This window comes from Kineococcus aurantiacus (assembly GCF_013409345.1).
Taxonomy (GTDB): domain Bacteria; phylum Actinomycetota; class Actinomycetes; order Actinomycetales; family Kineococcaceae; genus Kineococcus; species Kineococcus aurantiacus.
On the sequence record NZ_JACCBB010000001.1, the window covers coordinates 11855 to 28629 of the forward strand.

17 protein-coding genes are annotated in these 16775 nt (G+C 74.3%); 14 read left to right on the forward strand and 3 right to left on the reverse strand.

Features of this window, described 5'->3' with window-relative positions:
* Positions 1–5 precede the first annotated feature (5 nt).
* The 10 genes from BJ968_RS26145 (at position 6) to BJ968_RS00110 (ending at position 11938) form a co-directional block, all read left to right on the forward strand.
* Entirely contained in the window at positions 6–896 is an 891-nt protein-coding gene (locus BJ968_RS26145) for an NUDIX domain-containing protein (protein WP_343078212.1), read from the forward strand.
* Positions 827–2302: an MFS transporter gene (locus BJ968_RS00070; protein ID WP_179748130.1), complete on the forward strand. Its 1476-nt coding sequence runs from the start codon at positions 827–829 to the stop codon at positions 2300–2302. The genes BJ968_RS26145 and BJ968_RS00070 overlap by 70 nt, the downstream gene beginning before the upstream one ends.
* 296 nt (positions 2303–2598) lie before the next feature.
* Positions 2599–3561, forward strand: coding sequence for an alpha/beta hydrolase (locus BJ968_RS00075; RefSeq protein WP_179748132.1), 963 nt, complete (start codon positions 2599–2601; stop codon positions 3559–3561).
* 44 nt (positions 3562–3605) lie between these two features.
* Positions 3606–4319: an alpha/beta fold hydrolase gene (locus BJ968_RS00080; RefSeq protein WP_179748134.1), complete on the forward strand. Its 714-nt coding sequence runs from the start codon at positions 3606–3608 to the stop codon at positions 4317–4319.
* Positions 4320–4405: 86 nt separating this feature from the next.
* Complete coding sequence (locus tag BJ968_RS00085) at positions 4406–6073, forward strand: oxaloacetate-decarboxylating malate dehydrogenase (RefSeq protein WP_179748136.1); 1668 nt, start codon at positions 4406–4408, stop codon at positions 6071–6073.
* Positions 6070–7515, forward strand: a complete 1446-nt coding sequence (gene fumC / locus BJ968_RS00090; RefSeq protein WP_179748138.1) for a class II fumarate hydratase — start codon at positions 6070–6072, stop codon at positions 7513–7515. Before BJ968_RS00085 ends, fumC begins: the two co-directional genes overlap by 4 nt.
* Positions 7516–7570: 55 nt before the next feature.
* Complete coding sequence (locus tag BJ968_RS26150) at positions 7571–9322, forward strand: thiamine pyrophosphate-dependent enzyme (protein WP_179748140.1); 1752 nt, start codon at positions 7571–7573, stop codon at positions 9320–9322.
* A gap of 7 nt (positions 9323–9329) precedes the next feature.
* On the forward strand, positions 9330–9875 hold the full coding sequence (locus BJ968_RS00100) for a hypothetical protein (protein ID WP_179748142.1): 546 nt from the start codon (positions 9330–9332) through the stop codon (positions 9873–9875).
* Between the two features lie 84 nt (positions 9876–9959).
* Positions 9960–10919 carry a helix-turn-helix domain-containing protein gene (locus BJ968_RS00105; protein WP_179748144.1) on the forward strand — a complete coding sequence of 320 codons (960 nt, stop codon included), beginning with the start codon at positions 9960–9962 and terminating at the stop codon, positions 10917–10919.
* Complete coding sequence (locus BJ968_RS00110) at positions 10916–11938, forward strand: helix-turn-helix domain-containing protein (RefSeq protein WP_179748146.1); 1023 nt, start codon at positions 10916–10918, stop codon at positions 11936–11938. The genes BJ968_RS00105 and BJ968_RS00110 overlap by 4 nt, the downstream gene beginning before the upstream one ends.
* Positions 11939–12110: 172 nt before the next feature.
* On the opposite strand, the gene BJ968_RS00115 is transcribed toward BJ968_RS00110, so the two are convergent.
* Both BJ968_RS00115 and BJ968_RS00120 read right to left on the reverse strand, forming a co-directional pair.
* Positions 12111–12539 carry a nuclear transport factor 2 family protein gene (locus tag BJ968_RS00115; RefSeq protein ID WP_179748148.1) on the reverse strand — a complete coding sequence of 143 codons (429 nt, stop codon included), beginning with the start codon at positions 12537–12539 and terminating at the stop codon, positions 12111–12113.
* Positions 12540–12676: 137 nt separating this feature from the next.
* Positions 12677–12838 (reverse strand): hypothetical protein, encoded by a 162-nt coding sequence (locus BJ968_RS00120; RefSeq protein ID WP_179748150.1) that lies wholly within the window; start codon positions 12836–12838, stop codon positions 12677–12679.
* Positions 12839–12890: 52 nt separating this feature from the next.
* Here BJ968_RS00120 and BJ968_RS00125 point away from each other — a divergent pair, with 52 nt between their 5' ends.
* Positions 12891–13073 (forward strand): hypothetical protein, encoded by a 183-nt coding sequence (locus BJ968_RS00125; RefSeq protein WP_179748152.1) that lies wholly within the window; start codon positions 12891–12893, stop codon positions 13071–13073.
* A 191-nt stretch (positions 13074–13264) separates the two neighbouring features.
* Here the strand turns inward: BJ968_RS00125 and BJ968_RS00130 are convergent, their stop codons facing one another.
* Positions 13265–13444 (reverse strand): hypothetical protein, encoded by a 180-nt coding sequence (locus tag BJ968_RS00130; protein ID WP_179748154.1) that lies wholly within the window; start codon positions 13442–13444, stop codon positions 13265–13267.
* A 768-nt stretch (positions 13445–14212) separates the two neighbouring features.
* On the opposite strand from BJ968_RS00130, the gene merB reads away from it, so the two are divergent.
* The 3 genes from merB (at position 14213) to BJ968_RS00145 (ending at position 16570) form a co-directional block, all read left to right on the forward strand.
* Positions 14213–14908: an organomercurial lyase gene (gene merB / locus BJ968_RS00135; RefSeq protein WP_179748156.1), complete on the forward strand. Its 696-nt coding sequence runs from the start codon at positions 14213–14215 to the stop codon at positions 14906–14908.
* A gap of 55 nt (positions 14909–14963) precedes the next feature.
* Positions 14964–15752 (forward strand): meso-2,3-butanediol dehydrogenase, encoded by a 789-nt coding sequence (budC, locus tag BJ968_RS00140; protein ID WP_179748158.1) that lies wholly within the window; start codon positions 14964–14966, stop codon positions 15750–15752.
* A 188-nt stretch (positions 15753–15940) separates the two neighbouring features.
* A complete protein-coding gene (locus BJ968_RS00145; RefSeq protein WP_218884640.1) occupies positions 15941–16570 on the forward strand; it encodes a TetR family transcriptional regulator in 630 nt (209 codons plus the stop codon).
* Positions 16571–16775 lie beyond the last annotated feature (205 nt).

Genomic DNA, 16775 nt, shown 5'->3' on the forward strand with positions numbered 1-16775 from the left:
ACACCGTGGTCACCGGGATCCTCGTCGAGAGGAGCCGGGTCCTGCTCACCCTGCGCAGCCCGCGGCGTGAGGCGCACCCCGGCACGTGGGCGCTGCCCGGAGGCCAGGTCGAGCCCGGCGAGCAGGAGACCGACGCGCTGCGCCGGGAACTGCGCGAGGAGCTCGGCATCGACGCCCTCGACTGCGACGAGGAACCCACCGGCCGCCTGCAGCTCCTCGACGGCCCACCCGGCACCCACCTGCACCTGAGCATCTGGCGGGTCAGGACCTGGACGGGCCGGCCCGGCAACCGGCAGCCCGAGGAGCACGAGCGCACCGCGTGGTTCGACGCCACCGACCTGGACGACCTGACCTGGGCCCACCCCGGGCACCGGCAGGGGCTGCAGCACCTGCTCACCCACCCCGGCACCGACCCACCCGGGCACCGCGTCAGCCGGGCCCTGGCGGGTGACCAGCGGCGGGACCTCGGCCACCCCCGGCTCCACACCAGCGGGCAGCCGCCGACGAAACCCCCGCGAGCGGCGTCACCGCGTCCGTGCCCGGCGCGCTGCCACCGGTGCCGCCGGTGCCGCAGCACCCGCTGCCCCTCGTCCGCCGGGCTCGCGCCCACCCGCGTCACGAGGTGGGTGCGTACCGGGCGGGCCGTCGCCGCGGCCACCACTGGTCGGCGTGGACGCCGACCGCGGTCCGGCGCGGTGAGTCGCCGACCTCTGGGGGAGACCTCTCCCCCGGTGCCATGCTGGCCGTCCCCGGGCGGTCCCCCGAGCCCGCGGAGGCCACCACCCCACGGCGCGCGCGGCGGGGTCGAGCAGGAGGTTGTGACCGGATGCCGAACCTCTCCACCGCAGCGCCCGGCGTCGCCTACGCCAGCGGCGCCGGACGCTGGATCCTGCTGACCACGGTCCTCGGCTCCGGGCTCGCTTCCCTGGACGCCAGCGTCGTGGGCATCGCCCTGCCCGCCATCGGCCGTGACCTCGACGAGGACCTGCCGGCCCTGCAGGGAGTGGTCAACGCGTACACCCTCACCCTGGCCGGTTTGCTCCTGCTCGGCGGTGGCCTCGGCGACCGCTTCGGGCGCAGGCGCGTCTTCCAGGTCGGCGTCGTCTGGTTCGCCCTCGCCTCGCTGCTGTGCGCGCTGGCCCCGAACGGAGCCACGCTCATCGGCGCCCGGGCCCTGCAGGGGGTGGGAGCGGCGCTGCTCACCCCGGGCAGCCTGGCGATCCTGCACGCCACCTTCCGCAGCGAGGACCGGGCCAAGGCGGTGGGGGCGTGGTCGGGACTGGGCGGGGTGGCCGTGGCGATCGGGCCCTTCCTCGGCGGCTGGCTGCTGCAGGTGGCCTCCTGGCGGTGGCTGTTCCTCATCAACCTGCCCCTGGCCGTGCTCATCGTGCTGGTCAGCGCCCGCCACGTCCCCGAGTCGAAGGCCCCGCCGACCGCGGGTCACCTCGACGTCGCAGGAGCCGTGGCGATCACCGGGGCCCTGGCCGCGGGGACGTACGGGCTCATCGCCGGCAGCGCCCAGGGGTGGGGTTCGGTCCCGGTCCTGGGGTCGCTGGCGGCCGGGGTGCTGCTGCTGGTGGTGTTCGTCCTGCGGGAAGGGCGGGTCCGCGACCCGCTGCTGCCGCTGGAGCTGTTCCGCCGGCGACGGTTCAGCGCCGTGAACGCGGTGACGTTCGTCGTCTACGCAGCCCTCGGGGGCGCCTTCTTCCTGCTGCCGATCGTGCTGCAGTCCGCCGCCGGGTACAGCCCGCTGGCCGCCGGCACGTCGCTGCTGCCGGTCACCGCCCTCATGCTGCTCCTGTCCTCCCGGGCGGGCGCCTACGCGGCGCACCACGGTCCCCGGGTCCAGTTGAGCCTGGGCCCGCTGCTGGCCGCGGCCGGCCTGCTGCTGCTGACCCGCCTCGACGAGGGTGGGCACTACCTGACCCAGGTCCTGCCCGCGATGGTCGTGTTCGGGCTGGGACTGGCGGTGACGGTCGCGCCGTTGACGTCCACCGCCCTGGACGCGGCGCCCGACGAGCAGGCCGGGATCGCCTCGGCGACCAACAGCGTCGTGGCCCGCACCGCCGGTCTGATCGCCGTGGCGGTCCTGCCGGCCGCGGCCGGCATCACCGCCACCGCCTACCTGCACCCTCCCGCCCTGCTGGCCGGGTTCCACCTCGCGGTCACGATCGCCGCGGTGGCCTGCGCGGGCGGCGGACTGCTCGCCGCGCTCACCATCGGCCGCACCCCGGGCGACCACCAGCCCGCCTTCGCGCCGCAGCGCCACTGCGCCGTGGACGCACCCCCGTTGCGGCGCTGACGGTGATCGCGCTGCGGGTCGGTGGGGCCCGCCGGCACGGCCCGTGGTGGACCGCAGCGGGCACGGGAGCGGCCACGCCGTCAGCGTGGGGGGCCGGTGCCACGCGCTCCGCCAGTCCTCCGTCCCGCACCGGCCCGCTCAGGCCCCGGGCCGCTCTGGTCCCTGCCTGCACGGCCCTGTGCTGAACCTGCACGAGAAGGGTCCCGGGGTTCTCCCGGGGCCGGTCCGGCTCGAGGCTCGGCGTGCCGGGGCGGCGAACGGTCGCCCGGTCCGCGCCCCCTCGGAGGAGACCTGCGATGAGCGACCCCGATCCCGTGCTCGAGCCGGCCGCCCAGGCCTTCGCCGCCGCGACCGACGACCCGCCGTACCTGTTCGACCTGAGCGTGGAGGAGGGCCGCAAGACCGTCGACTCCGTCCAGGACGGCGACGTCCCGGCCCCCGCCGTCGACGTCACCGACCTGACCGTCCCCGGCGGCCCCTCGGGTCAGGTGGCGGTCAAGATCTACCGCCCCGCCGGCCGCACCGGCGTGCTGCCCGTCGTGCTGTACACCCACGGCGCCGGCTGGGTGTTCGGCGACGCCCACACCCACGACCGGCTGGTGCGCGAGCTGACCGTCCGCGCCGACGCCGCCACGGTGTTCACCGAGTACCTGCGCGCCCCCGAGGCCCGGTACCCCTCGCAGATCGAGGAGGTCTACGCCGCGCTGGAGTGGATCGCCGCCCACGGCGCCGAGCACGACCTGGACCCCGGTCGCATCGCCGTCGCCGGCGACTCGGTCGGCGGGAACATGAGCGCCGCGATCACCCTGCTGGTCAAGGAGCGCGGCGGTCCGGCGCTGGCCGCGCAGCTGCTGTACTACCCGGTCACCGACGCCGCGTTCGACACCGGTTCCTACCACCGGTTCGCCGAGCACCACTGGCTGCGCCGCGACGCCATGCAGTGGTTCTGGGACCAGTACACGACCGACCCCGCGCAGCGGGCCGAGATCACCGCCTCCCCGCTGCGGGCGACCACCGAGCAGCTGACCGGACTGCCCCCGGCGCTGGTGGTCACCGGCGAGGCCGACGTGCTGCGCGACGAGGGCGAGGCGTACGCGGCGAAGCTGCGCACCGCCGGCGTGCCGGTCACCGCGGTGCGTTACTCCGGGGCCATCCACGACTTCGTGATGGTGAACAGCCTGCGCGACACGCACGCGGCCCGGGCCGCCACCGCCCAGGGCGGGGAGTTCCTCCGCACCGCCCTGCACCCCACCGACTGAGCCGGCCGACCCCACCGACCGCCCGAGGAACCCCAGGAGAAACCGTGAGCACCCCCACCGTCGTCCTCGTCCACGGCGCCTTCGCCGACGCCGCCAGTTTCGCCGCCGTCGTCCCCGAACTGCTCGACGACGGCCTGTCCGTGCTCGTCCCCGCCGTGCCCAACCGCAGCCTGGTCGGCGACGCCGCGTACATCGCCTCCGTGGTCCGCCAGGTCGAGGGGCCGGTGCTGCTGGTCGGCCACTCCTACGGCGGTGCGGTCATCACCGTCGCCGGCACCGAGGAGAACGTCGTCGGCCTGGTCTACCTGGCCGGGTACGCGCTGGAGGAAGGCGAGAGCCTCGGCGAGCTGCAGGGCGGTTTCCCCGACTCCGACCTGGCGACCGCGCTGGTGTACCGGCCCTACCCCGTCGAGGGCGGCCCGGACGGCACCGACGTCTACGTCGACGCCGGGAAGTTCCCCGCCGTCTTCGCCGACGGCGTCGACCCGGCCGTGGTCCGGGTGCTCGCGGTCTCCCAGCGACCGCTGGCCGCCGCCGCCTTCGCCGAGGGAGCGCCGGCCGCGGCCTGGAAGACGAAACCCTCCTGGGGCCTGGTCGCCGCCGCCGACCACACCATCAACCCCGACGTCGAGCGCTTCGGCTACCGCCGCGCCGGCGCGACCGTCACCGAGGTCGACTCCCCGCACCTGGTGATGCTCGCCCACCCCGGGGCCGTCACCTCGCTGATCCGCGAGGCGGTCCGGGCCACCAGCGCCTGACCGCACCAGGACGCACCGCGCAGGAGGGGGCGGGGCGTCCCGGTGCACGAGGAGACCCCCGTACGAGCACCGACCAGGAGGACGACGTGGACCGAGCCCAGAGAACCCTCAGCGACGCGCTGCACACCCGGGGCACCGCCTACACCACCGACGAGCGCCGGCAGCTCGGCCTGGTGGGCCGGCTGCCGGCGGCGGTGGAGACCCTGGAGCAGCAGGCCGCGCGGGCCTACGCCCAGCTGCGCCGCCAGCCCGACGACCTGGCCCGGTACGTCTACCTCGACGCCCTGCACGACCGGAACGAGACGCTGTACTACCGGCTGCTCACCGACCACCTGACCGAACTGCTGCCGGTCGTCTACGACCCCACCATCGGGGAGGCCATCGAGCAGTGGAGCCACGACTACCGCCGCTCGCGGGCGGTGTACCTGTCGGTGGACCACCCCGAGGACGTGCGTGCGGCGTTCGAGAGCCTGGAACTGGGCCCCGACGACGTCGACCTCGTCGTGGTCTCCGACGCGCAGGAGATCCTGGGCATCGGCGACTGGGGCGTCAACGGCACCGACATCTCCATCGGCAAGCTCGCCGTCTACACGGCCGCAGCCGGCATCCACCCCGGCCGGGTCGTCGCCGTGAACCTCGACGTCGGCACCGACAACGAGACCCTGCTGGCCGATCCGCAGTACCTCGGCAACCGGCACGCCCGGGTGACCGGGGAAGCGTACGACCGCCTCGTGGATGCCTTCCTGACCACCGCGGCCGAGCTGTTCCCGGCCGCGCTGCTGCACTTCGAGGACTTCGGCCCGTCCAACGCGCGGCGGATCCTCGTGGACAACGCCGCCAAGCACCGGATCTTCAACGACGACATGCAGGGCACGGGGGCCATCGTCGTGGCCGCGGTCGTGGCCGCCCTGCAGGTCACCGGGGAGGGTTTCGACGACCAGCGACTGGTCGTGTTCGGCGCCGGCACCGCCGGCACCGGCATGGCCGACCAGATCTCCGCGGCGATGCGCCGCGCCGGGCTCGACGACGACGCCGCCCGCGGACGCGTGTGGCTGATCGACAAGCACGGTCTGGTGACCGACGACCAGACCGGTCTGCCCGACTACCAGCAGGCGTACGCCCGCCCCGCCTCCGAGGTCGCCGGCTGGACCCGCGACGCGACCGGGGCGATCGACCTGCTCACCGTCGTCCGGCAGGTGCGGCCGACCATCCTCATCGGCACCTCCACCGTGCACGGCGCCTTCACCGAGGACGTCGTCCGGGCGCTGGCCGCCGGCGTCGAACGGCCGATCCTGCTGCCGCTGTCGAACCCGACCGGACGCATCGAGGTCATGCCGGCGGACGCGATCGCCTGGTCCGACGGCCGGGCGCTGGTCGCGGTCGGCATCCCGGCCGAACCCGTCGAGCACGGTGGCACCACCTACACGATCGGGCAGGCCAACAACGCGCTGCTCTACCCGGGCCTGGGCCTGGGCACGATCGTCTCCGGAGCCGGTCACGTCACCGACGGGATGCTGCTGGCGGCGGCCACGGCGGTCGCCGGTCAGGTCGACGTCAGCGCCCCCGGCGCCGCGCTGCTGCCGCCCGTCGCCGACCTGCGGGCTTCCTCGGCCACCGTCGCCGTCGCCGTCGCTCGCGCGGCGGCCGCCGACGGGGTGGCCACGATCGAGCACGAGGACCTGGTCCAGGCGGTGCACGACGCCATGTGGGAACCCGCCTACCGCGGCCCGGCGAGCGCGGGTGAGGCGCGGTGAGCGCCGACGCCACCGTCCCCGCCGTCCGGGACGTCCCGATCGGCCTCGACGCCGCCGGCACCCGCACCGAGACCGACTCGATGGGTGGCATCGACGTACCGGCCGACCGGTACTGGGGTGCGCAGACCCAGCGCTCGCTGGTGCACTTCTCCATCGGGGAGGACCTCATGCCCAAGGCGGTCTACCACGCCTACGGTCACGTCAAGAAGGCCGCGGCGGTCGTCAACGGCCGCGCCGGGCGGTTGCCGGCCTGGAAGTCCGAGCTCATCCAGCGGGTGGCCGACGAGGTGATCGCCGGGGAACTCGACGGGAGCTTCCCGCTGCACGTCTGGCAGACCGGGTCGGGCACGCAGTCGAACATGAACACCAACGAGGTCATCAGCAACCGCGCCATCCAGCTCCTCGGCGGGCAGCTGGGCAGCAAGGACCCCGTGCACCCGAACGACGACGTGAACATGGGCCAGTCGAGCAACGACACCTTCCCGACCGCCATGCACATCGCCGTCGTCGCCGCCTTCACCGAGCAGCTGGCCCCGGCGGTCCGCGCCCTGCGCGACACCCTCGACGCCAAGGCGCGCGCCTGGCGCGACGTGGTCAAGATCGGCCGGACGCACCTGGAGGACGCCGTCCCGCTGACCGTCGGGCAGGAGTGGTCGGGCTGGACGGCGCAGCTGGACCAGGCGCTGGGGCGGCTGGAGGCCACCCTGCCCGGACTGCACGAACTGGCCGTGGGCGGCACCGCCGTGGGCACCGGCCTCAACGCGCCGCCCGGTTTCGGCGAGGAGGTCGCCGCGGCCATCGCCGAGCAGACCGGGCACCCGTTCGTCACCGCGCCGAACAAGTTCGCCGCGCAGGGCGGTCTGGACGCCGTGGTCGCGGCCAGCGCAGGGTTGCGGGCGCTCGCCGTGCCGCTGATGAAGATCGCCAACGACGTCCGCTGGCTGGCCTCCGGCCCGCGCTGCGGCATCGGCGAACTGGTGCTGCCGGCCAACGAGCCCGGGTCCTCCATCATGCCCGGGAAGGTGAACCCGACCCAGTGCGAGGCGATGGTCATGGTGTGCCTGCAGGTGCTCGGGGCCGACGCCTGCGTCGCCTTCGCCGGCACCCAGGGGAACTTCGAGCTCAACGCGATGCGTCCCGTCATCGTCAGCAACGTCCTGCACTCCGCGCGCATCCTGGGCGACGCCTGCACCACCCTGCGCGAGTTCTGCCTGGAGGGCGTCGAACTGGACCGGGCCCGGATCGAGGAGCACGTGGGGAGGTCGCTCATGCTGGTCACCGCCCTGTCCCCGGTCATCGGCTACGACAAGGCGTCCGCGATCGCTCACCGGGCCGCCGACGAGGGCACCACCCTGCGGGAGGCGGCCCTGGCCAGCGGTCACGTCGGCGCCGCCGAGTTCGACCGGGTCGTCGACCCCCGCCGCATGGTCGGGACGCCGTGAGCGGACGGCTTCCCGGAGAACCGAACCCCACCCCGACCTCGACCGGAGGACGACCGTGAACCGAACCGTCGCCGACAGCCTGCTCGAGGTGCTGGTCTCCGCCGGGGTCCAGCGCGTGTACGGGCTGGTGGGAGACAGCCTCAACGCCTTCAGCGACGCCGTCCGCCGCAGCGGCGGGTCGGCGCGCGGCGGCATCGACTGGGTGCACGTCCACAACGAGGAGGCCGCGGCGTTCGCGGCTTCGGCCGAGGCGCAGCTCACCGGCCGGCTCGCGGTCTGCGCGGGCAGTTGCGGCCCGGGGAACACCCACCTGGTGCAGGGGGTCATGGACGCCCACCGCTCCGGCGCGCCGGTCCTGGCGCTGGCCTCCCACATCCCCAGCCGGCAGATCGGCACCGGGTACTTCCAGGAGACCAAACCCGAGGCGCTGTTCGCCCAGGCCAGCCACTTCTGCGAAACCGTCTCCCACCCCGACCAGCTGGCCCGGGTGGCCCGCGGTGCGGTGCAGGCCGCGGTCGGCAAGCAGGGCGCGGCGGTGCTGGTGCTGCCCGGGGACGTGCTGGCCGACCGGCACGACGGGCCGGTGCCCGCCAGCGCCGTCGTCACCGGCCGACCGCTGAACGCCCCGACCGCGGCGGAGGTGCAGGAACTCGCCGGTCGCCTCGCCGCAGCCGACAAGGTCGCCGTCTTCGCCGGGATCGGCTGCACCGGCGCCCGCGCCGAACTGCTGGAACTCGCCGGCCGGTTGCAGGCCCCCGTCGGTCACACCCTGCGCGGCAAGGACGTCGTCGGCTACGACAACCCCTACGACGTGGGCATGACCGGGCTGCTCGGCTACGGGGCCTGCTACTCGGCCCTGCACGAGGCCGACCTCGTGCTGCTGCTGGGAACGGACTTCCCCTACGACGACTTCCTGCCGACCCGCAACAACGTGCAGGTCGACATCGACCCCGCCCGGCTGGGCCGGCGCGCGCCGCTGGCCCAGGGGATCGCCGCCGACGTCGGTCTCACCCTGCGCGCCCTCCTGCCCCTGCTGCCGGCCCGCAGGGACCGGTCCTTCCTCGACGACACCCTGCACCGGCACGAGCGGGTGCTGCGGCACAGCGTCGACACGTACAGCACCCACGTCGCGCGGACCGCGCCGATCCACCCCGAGCACCTCGCCGCGGTGGTCGACGAGGTGGCCGCCGAGGACGCGGTGTTCACCGTCGACACCGGCATGTGCTGCACCTGGGCGGCCCGCTACGTCACGCCCAACGGGCGCCGCCGGCTCCTGGGGTCGTGGGTGCACGGCTCGATGGCCAACGCCCTGCCGATGGCCGTCGGCGCCCAGACGGCCGCGCCCGGACGGCAGGTGGTCTCGCTGTCGGGCGACGGTGGCCTCGGCATGCTGCTGGGCGAGCTGCTCACCGTGAAGACGCACGCCCTGCCGGTCAAGGTCGTGGTGTTCAACAACTCCAGCCTGGGCATGGTGCGGCTGGAGATGCTGGTCGCCGGCGATCCGCCGTTCGAGACCGACCACGACCCGGTCGACTTCGCCGCCCTCGCCGCCGCCGCCGGGTTCCTCACCCGGCGGGTCACCGAACCGGGGGACCTCCGCGCCGCGGCCGAGGAGGTCTTCGCGCACGACGGGCCCGCGCTGCTGGACGTCGTGACCACTCCCGACGCCCTGGAGGTGCCGACGCACGTGACCGCCGAGGAGGCCCGCGGGTTCGCGCTCTCCCTGGGCAAGGTGGTGCTCGGCGGTGGGGTCGGGGAACTCCTGCAGATGGCCCGGCTCAACGTCCGCAACATCCCCCGCCCGTGAGCCGGCGGTGAGCGGGTGCGCCGGGGCCGGTCCGGCGGGGCCGCACTGGCGCGGTGCGCGGCTGTCGCCCAGCGTCGGCGCCTGGTGCCACGACGAGGCCCCGCTGCGGGCGACGCGGGGGGCCCGCGCCACCCGGTGCCGGTCCGGGTGGGTGGGTTTCCTCGTCCCCGGGACCGACGGGGCGACGCTGCGCCAGGCCCGGCGCTCGTCCCTGCTGGCGGCCGGTGACCTGGCCCTGGTGGACCTGGGTTCCCCCTTCGAGTACCGGAGCCGGCCGGGCGTGCTGAGCGCGGTGCAGGTCGAAGCCGGTGCGCTGGGCCTGACCGCCGGGCAGGTGCGGGTGGCGGCGCCCCTGCTGCGCACCAGCTCGCTGCACCACCTCGTGCGCGACCACGTCCAGGACCTCGCCTCGGTCGTCGCCACGTCCGCCGACGACCCGCAACGCACCGGCCCGGCGCTAGACAGCCCCGCGCTGGAGGACCTCGGCGCCGCGACCGTGCGCCTGCTGGTGGCCCTGCTGCTCAGCTGCCGCCCCGGCCCCGCCGCGCCCTGACGCCGGACCTGACGCCGGACCGGGGCCTACCGCGGTCCGCCGCCGCTCACCTACGCTGACCGCAGTCTCAACCAGGGGGACTCCGTGACCGTGCTGCTCGACACCGACCTGCTGCCCGCGGCCGACCGCGTCGACGCCGTCCACGCCGCCTACGACGGCCAGCACCCGCGACGCACCGTCGTGCTCGGCCCGCAGCCGGTGCGCCACCGCGTGGAACGCCTCGCCCTGGGGTCGGAGGTCCAGCTGCTGCGCACCGGGGGCAACGCCCTCGACGTCGTGCGGACGCCGCGCCAGGTGCGGGCCGACGCGCCGGAGCACGTGGCCATCGGCTGGCACCGCCGCGGGCAGGCGCTGGTCTCGACGGCCCGCGGCGACAGCGACGTCCCCGTGGGTGAGCTGAACTGCGTCGACATGACCGCCCCCTACCGGCTGAGCCACCGCACCACCCACGACCACGACGTGCTCATCCTCAGCAACCGCCAGGCCGGGGTCTCGGTGGACGTGGTGCGGGCCGCCGCGCCCGTCCTGTCCCGCAGTCCCGTCTACGACCTGGTGCGCCGGCACCTGGCCGGGCTGCACCGCGCGGTCCGCGGGCTGCCGCCCGAGCACCGGCCGCTGACCGGGCAGGCCACCGCCGCCCTGGTGCGCGCCCTGCTGACCACCGCCGCCGAGTCCGGGACCGCCGGGGAGGCGATGGACGCCGCGCTCGAAGCGCGCATCACCGCCTACCTGGACGCCCACCTCGGCGAGCGCGACCTCAGCGTCGAACGCGTCGCCGCCGCGCACGCCGTCTCGGTGCGGCACCTCTACGACGTCTGGGCCCGGGCCGGGCACACGCTGACGCCGGCGCGGTGGATCACCGAGCGGCGGTTGCAGCGGGCCCGTCGGCTGCTCGCGGCCGAACCCACCGGCAGCGTCGCCGCCGTCGCCCGCCGGTGCGGTTTCGCCGACCCCAGCCACTTCAGCCGCCGCTTCCGGCAGGCCTTCGGGGTCTGCCCGACCGAGTGGCGGGTGGCGGCCGGGCACGAGGGGGTGGCGCGGTGACGGTGCTGTTCGACACCGCGACCCTGCCGGCCGCCCAGCGGGCCGAGGCGCTGCAGGCCTCCTTCCGCGAGGAGAGCGCCCAGCGGGTCACCTTCGTGGGCACCGGCCCGGTCCACCACCGGATCGACCTGGTCGAGCTCGGGCCGCAGGTGCGCCTGCGCCGCACCGTGGGCAGTCCGCTGCACGTCGTGCGCGACGAAGGCCACGTGCGGCGGGAACCCTCCGAGCACGTCAGCTTCGGCCTGCAGCGGGCCGGCACCTCGCTGCTGTCGGCCGGCGGCCGCACCGGCCCGACGTGCGCCGGTGTCCTGCACTGCGTGGACACCAGCAGCCCCTACGAGCTGCGTCAGCGCGGCACCAACGAGCGCGACGACCTCATCCTCGCCGACGAGCAGCTGGGCGTGCCCGTCGACGTCGTGCGCGCCGCCGTCCCGGCGCTGTCCCGCAGCCCCGTGCACGCCCTGGTCCGCGACCACCTGACCGCCTTGTTCGACGCGACAGCGCCGCTGCCCGCCGGCCCCCGCCTCCTGGCCGGTCAGGCGACGGTGGCGCTGCTGCGGGTTCTGCTGCTGACCGCGGCCGGGCACGGCGAGGCCCGGGGCGCGCTGGCCGACTCCCTCGAGCACCGCGTCCGCGCCCACGTCGAGGCGCACCTGGGGGACCCGGACCTGTCGGTGGAGGGGATCGCCACCGCCCACCACGTCTCGCTGCGCCACCTCTACGACGTGTGGGCGCGCGGCGGTCACGAGCGCACCCTCGGCCGGTGGATCCTCGACCGGCGGCTGGAACGGGCCCGTGAGCAGCTCGTCGCGCAGGGCGACGCACCGGAGGGGATCGCCGCGGTGGGCCGCCGCTGCGGTTTCGCCGACGCCAGCCACTTCAGCCGCCGCTTCCGGGCCGCGTACGGCCTCACCCCCCGGGAGTGGCGGGCCCTGCACGCGGTTCCGGCGCCAGGTCAGGAGGTGCGTGGGCGGGAGGGAGGGGACCCGCCGGAGCGAGGCAGGACAGCCCGGCCGTGAACTGCGGCGCCGGACGTCCCGGAGGAACCTGGAGCGGTCCGGGGGCGAGGGCGGGGGAACCAGTGACCTGACCACTCCCCCGGGCACCGCCGGACGACGGCTGCGCCCGGCCCAACGGTGGGCACCGGCACGGTCACGCCCCCCGGAGGCGCTCGCCGGGACCCCGTGGCCGTCACGGCCCCGACGCGGGTCCCGTCGCGGGCACCACCGACCGCGCCAGGGGCGCCAGCGCGGCGAACGAGGTGTACAGGCGCATCTCGCGGATCGCCTCGCCGTCGAGGTCGTACACCAGGCAGAACGGCACCCGCAGGCCCGGTGTGCTGGCCTCCGCCGTCGCCACGAACTCACCCTCGAGGTAGGCGTGGGCATCGGTGACGGACAGGGACCTGCCCTCCGGTCGGGCCTCGTACGTCGTGGTGTGCAGGGCCACGACGTACTCGCGCACCTGCGCCGGCCCGGTGAAGCGCTGCCCGCTGTCGGTGTTGACCCAGGCGACGTCACCGCTGAAGAAGCGCGCGAAGTCCCCGCCGTCGTTCATCACCTCGAAGTACTGCTGCAGCAACTGCTCGTTGGCCTTCGTGCACCGTGCCGTCTCGGACACCTCACGCCCCCCTCACCGACCCCGCTGTCCGCCTCGAGAGCAGGATCCAGCATGACGGGACCGGTCGAGCCGGTCCAGCCCTCGTCGGGCACCGTGTTCGCGCCGTCGGTGCAGCGCCCGAGGGGCGTCCACGCCGCTCAGGGGTGAGCGTCGTGGCCGCCGACGCGGTGTTCCGGTGCCGGTTCCACCCTGCCCACGATCACCGCTCGCACGAGATCGACACGATCCCGGCGCGGCGTCAGCAGGAGTCGGTTCGGGCCCGGCAGCAGGCCGGCAGCGGCCTCGAGGAACGTGCTCACGGTCCTCTTTGCAGGCCTTCACACCACCCCCGCAGCGGCCTACCGTGGTCCCATGACCTGGGTGGTGGTGGCAGTCGTCCTCGCAGCGGTCGTCGTCGCTGCATGTTTCGGCGGTGCTCGCAGCCGCCTGCGCCGCGCCGGCGACCGTGACCACGGTGAACGCGCGGAAACCGCTCGGCGACTGCAGCAGCAGATCGACGAGGGACGCCACACCGGCGGCGGCTGGATCTCCTGACGCGGCCTCGCGGAGGGACCGCTCGGCGACGAGGACCCAGGTCCTCGCCCCGTGGTGATCCCGGTCCCGGTGCCTGACACTGCGCGACCTGCGGCGCGGGAACACCTGCACCGCAGCGCGAAGCGTCCGGTGGCCGACGCGCTGACGCCCCCGACCGCGCCGGGGGCGCGCGGCGCTGGACCAGCGACGATTCACCCCGGCCCCAGACCGCTCCCCATCCGGGTCCACTCGTCCACGTTCTTCGCGGGGCTGTCGTCGGACCAGGGCCAGTCCTCGCGCCGGCAGCGCGAGCACATCCGGTAGGGCTGGTGGTCATCGGTGCGCTCCGCCACCCAGCGGTGACGGCCCAGCAGGCACCTCAACGACTTCACGACGCACCTCCTCGTCGAGGGGATGCGCCAAGGATCCCCCCAGCCACCGGGCCCCGTCCACCCCCTGCGAGCGCTGAGGGAGCAGACGCGGGGGGACCGGGCCGGGAACGAAGACCACGGCACGCTCCGTGGAGAACCGGTCTGCGCAGGAGGCCGTGGATCGTTCCCACCGCTCACCTGACTGGTCCTCAACCGGGCCCCAAGCCGCCCCCCAAGTACGTGATCTTGTCCGTCCTGTCCATCCCGGTGACGTCCGGCCGTGAGGACGTCGACCAGTCCTCACCCCGGCAGCGACGGCAGATCCGGAAGGATTTGCGGTCCTCGGTGTACTCGGTCGTCCACCGGTGCCGACCCAGCAGGCACCTCAGCGACTTCACGGCACGCCTCCTCAGCAGGCAACACCCGCATGCTCCTCCCGGATCGCGACCGCTGTCCACACCCACGTTCCCACGCACCCGTACTCGCACCCGGTGACCGGCGGACAGCCCGCCGGTGGTGTCCACGTGGACGAACCGCGGCCGGGAACTGCTCGTCGCCCACGTCGAGGACCTGCGGCTCCGATCGCACGGCGAGGTTCGTGGAGACGGTTTCCGGTTCCCCGTGGTGATCGGGGTCCGGGCCACGGCACGACGTGGACGACGCCACCGACAGTTCCGGCGCGCAGCCGGTCGCCGGGGACGCCGGCGTAGGGTGCCGTGCACGGGGCACCGGCTCCGCGACTCCGGCCGACCGGGCGCACCGCGCACCCACGATCCTGGAGGAGACGACGTGACCCTCACCGACGCCGACGTCGACCGCGTGCGGTGGGCCCTCTACCGCGGTTTCGCGGACACGGGCACCGAACTGCCCCCCGACGAGCTGGCAGCCCGGGCCGGCGTCGCGCCGGGCGACCTCGACGCCGCACTGACGATCCTCGAACAACAGCGGCACGTGGTGCGACGCGACGGCGCGACGGTCCTGGCGCACCCGTTCGCGGGCCGCAACTTCGCCTTCTCCGTCATGAGCGAGGAGACGTTGTGGTGGGGCGGGTGCGCCTGGGACGCCTTCGCCATCCCCCACCTGTTGCAGCGGGGGCCGATGCTCGTGGCGACCACCTGCCCCGCGTGCGGCACCACTCACGCCTGGAACGTCGGGCCGGACGGTCCGCCGGCCGGTGATCAGGTCGCGCACTTCCTCGTCCCCATGAGATCGGTGTGGGACGACGTCGTCGAGGCGTGCAGGAACCAGCGCGTCTTCTGCTCCACCGACTGCGTGAGCACCTGGCTGCAGCGGCACCGCCTGCCGATGGGCAGCACGTTCTCCCTCGCAACGCTGTGGCGCTTGGCCTCCCACTGGTACGACGGGCGTCTGGCCCCGTCGTACACGCGTCGCGACCCGCAGGAGGCCGGTGCGTACTTCGCCGAGGTCGGCTTGACCGGGGAGTTCTGGACCGGGAGCGGCACGGGGAATACGACAGAGCCTTAGGCGCTTTGCCTAGGCGACCCGAGGGACGGGCACCTGAGAGCACCGGAGGACACCCATGGCGCACGGCGGATCGGTCACCTACGACTTCACGGACGAGGTCGTCCTCGTCACCGGCGGCGGGAGCGGCATCGGCCTGCAGGTGGCCAAGGACTTCGCCGCCGCCGGGGCACGAGTGGTGATCAGCGGGCGGAGCGCAGCCCGGCTCGAAGCGGCCGCGGCCGGCATCGACGGCTCGGTGCAGGCGATCGCCTCCGACATCGGTGACGCGCAGCAGACGTCGGACCTGGTCAGCGCCGTGATCGACGAGCACGGGCACCTGGACGTCGTCGTCAGCAACGCCGCGGCGTACGTCCCCGGTGACATCACCGAGATCAGCGGCGAGGACTGGGAGGGGCTGCGGCAGACGAACATCGACGGCTTCTTCCACCTGGCCCAGGCCGCACTGCCCCACCTGGCGACGTCGCGGGGGAGCTTCATCGCCACCTCGAGCGTCTCAGGGATCCGCGGCGACTGGGGATCGGCCGTCTACAACGCCTCCAAGGGCGCGGTGTCGCTGTTCGTCCAGGCCCTCGCGCTGGACTGGGGCGCGCGGGGCGTGCGCGTGAACGCCGTCGCGCCCTCGGCGACGAACACCGAACCCCTCGCTCCGGTCACCGGCAACCCCGCACTGCTCAAGCAGTTCGAGGACCGTGTCGCCCTGGGCCGCCTGGCCGAGGTGGACGACATCTCCCCCGTGTTCCTCTTCCTGGCCTCTGACGCCGCGCGCTACGTCAACGGGGTGATCCTGCCCGTCGACGGGGGCACCTCCGCGTCCACCGGGCAGGCCCGACTGGACGTCGCGTGAGCCGGACCGCGTCCGCGGTGACCACGCACGGCAGACGGCCCCGGGCCGGCGCCGGCCCGTCGTCAGGAAAGCCGGGACGACCACCCCCGCGGACGCCTAAGATGACGCACGTCATCCAAGCTCCACCAGGAGGTCGTGCCGTGGGTCGTGCCAGTCGTGCTGAGGCGGCGGAGCACCGTCAGCAGGTCGTGTCCGCCGCCTCGCACCTGTTCCGCGAACGCGGTCCGTCGGTCAGCGTGGCCGACCTGATGGCGCAGGTGGGGCTCACCCACGGAGGTTTCTACAAGCAGTTCACGTCCAAGGACGCCCTGCTCGCCGAGGCGACCGCGCAGGCCTTCCTCGACCTCCAGCACGGCTTGCAGCAGCTGGACACCCGGCACGGCGGCGACCACGACGCCGCCCGACGGGCCCTGCTCGACCACTACCTCTCGAGCGGACACCGCGACGACCTCGCCGGCGGCTGTCCGGCCGCGGGGTTCAGCGCCGACATCACCCGGGAACCCGCCGACAGCCCCGCCCGGGACCACTACCTGCACGGAGTGGTCGGCCTGGCGTCCTGGCTCGGGGTGGGTCAGGACGTGAGCGACTCCCCCTCCCCCGGGCAGGACGAGCCACCGACCGGGTCGTCGATCGACGCCGGCGCCGAGGTGGACGACGAGGTGGACGACGAGGTGGACGACGAGGCCCTGGTCACCCTCAGCACGATGGTGGGGGCCCTGGCCCTGGCGCGGGCCACCGCCGGTTCCGCGCTGTCCGAGCAGTTGCTGCGCGCAGCACGTGAAGCGCTGCGGCGCATCGGGTCGACCCACCCGGCCTGAGGTGGTCCACTCGCTCGACGACACACCCTTGCCACAAATAGATGACGTACGTAATCTCACAGGGCGGGGCAGGTGAACGCACCGGCGTCCCTGCCCGCTGCGGGTGCCCCAGCTCGACGGTCGTGGACAGGACGCCGGGCCGCGGCCGCTCCCACGCACAGCCGGCGCGCAGGCCCCACCGCGAGACCCACCGCAGGACCGAACC

Bases quoted from the DNA above. Each gene is read 5' to 3' on its own strand.
- BJ968_RS00070 (WP_179748130.1), top strand. From the start codon at position 827: ATGCCGAACCTCTCCACCGCAGCGCCCGGCGTCGCCTACGCCAGCGGC.
- BJ968_RS00075 (WP_179748132.1), top strand. From the start codon at position 2,599: ATGAGCGACCCCGATCCCGTGCTCGAGCCGGCCGCCCAGGCCTTCGCC.
- BJ968_RS00125 (WP_179748152.1), top strand. From the start codon at position 12,891: ATGACCTGGGTGGTGGTGGCAGTCGTCCTCGCAGCGGTCGTCGTCGCT.
- budC (WP_179748158.1), top strand. From the start codon at position 14,964: ATGGCGCACGGCGGATCGGTCACCTACGACTTCACGGACGAGGTCGTC.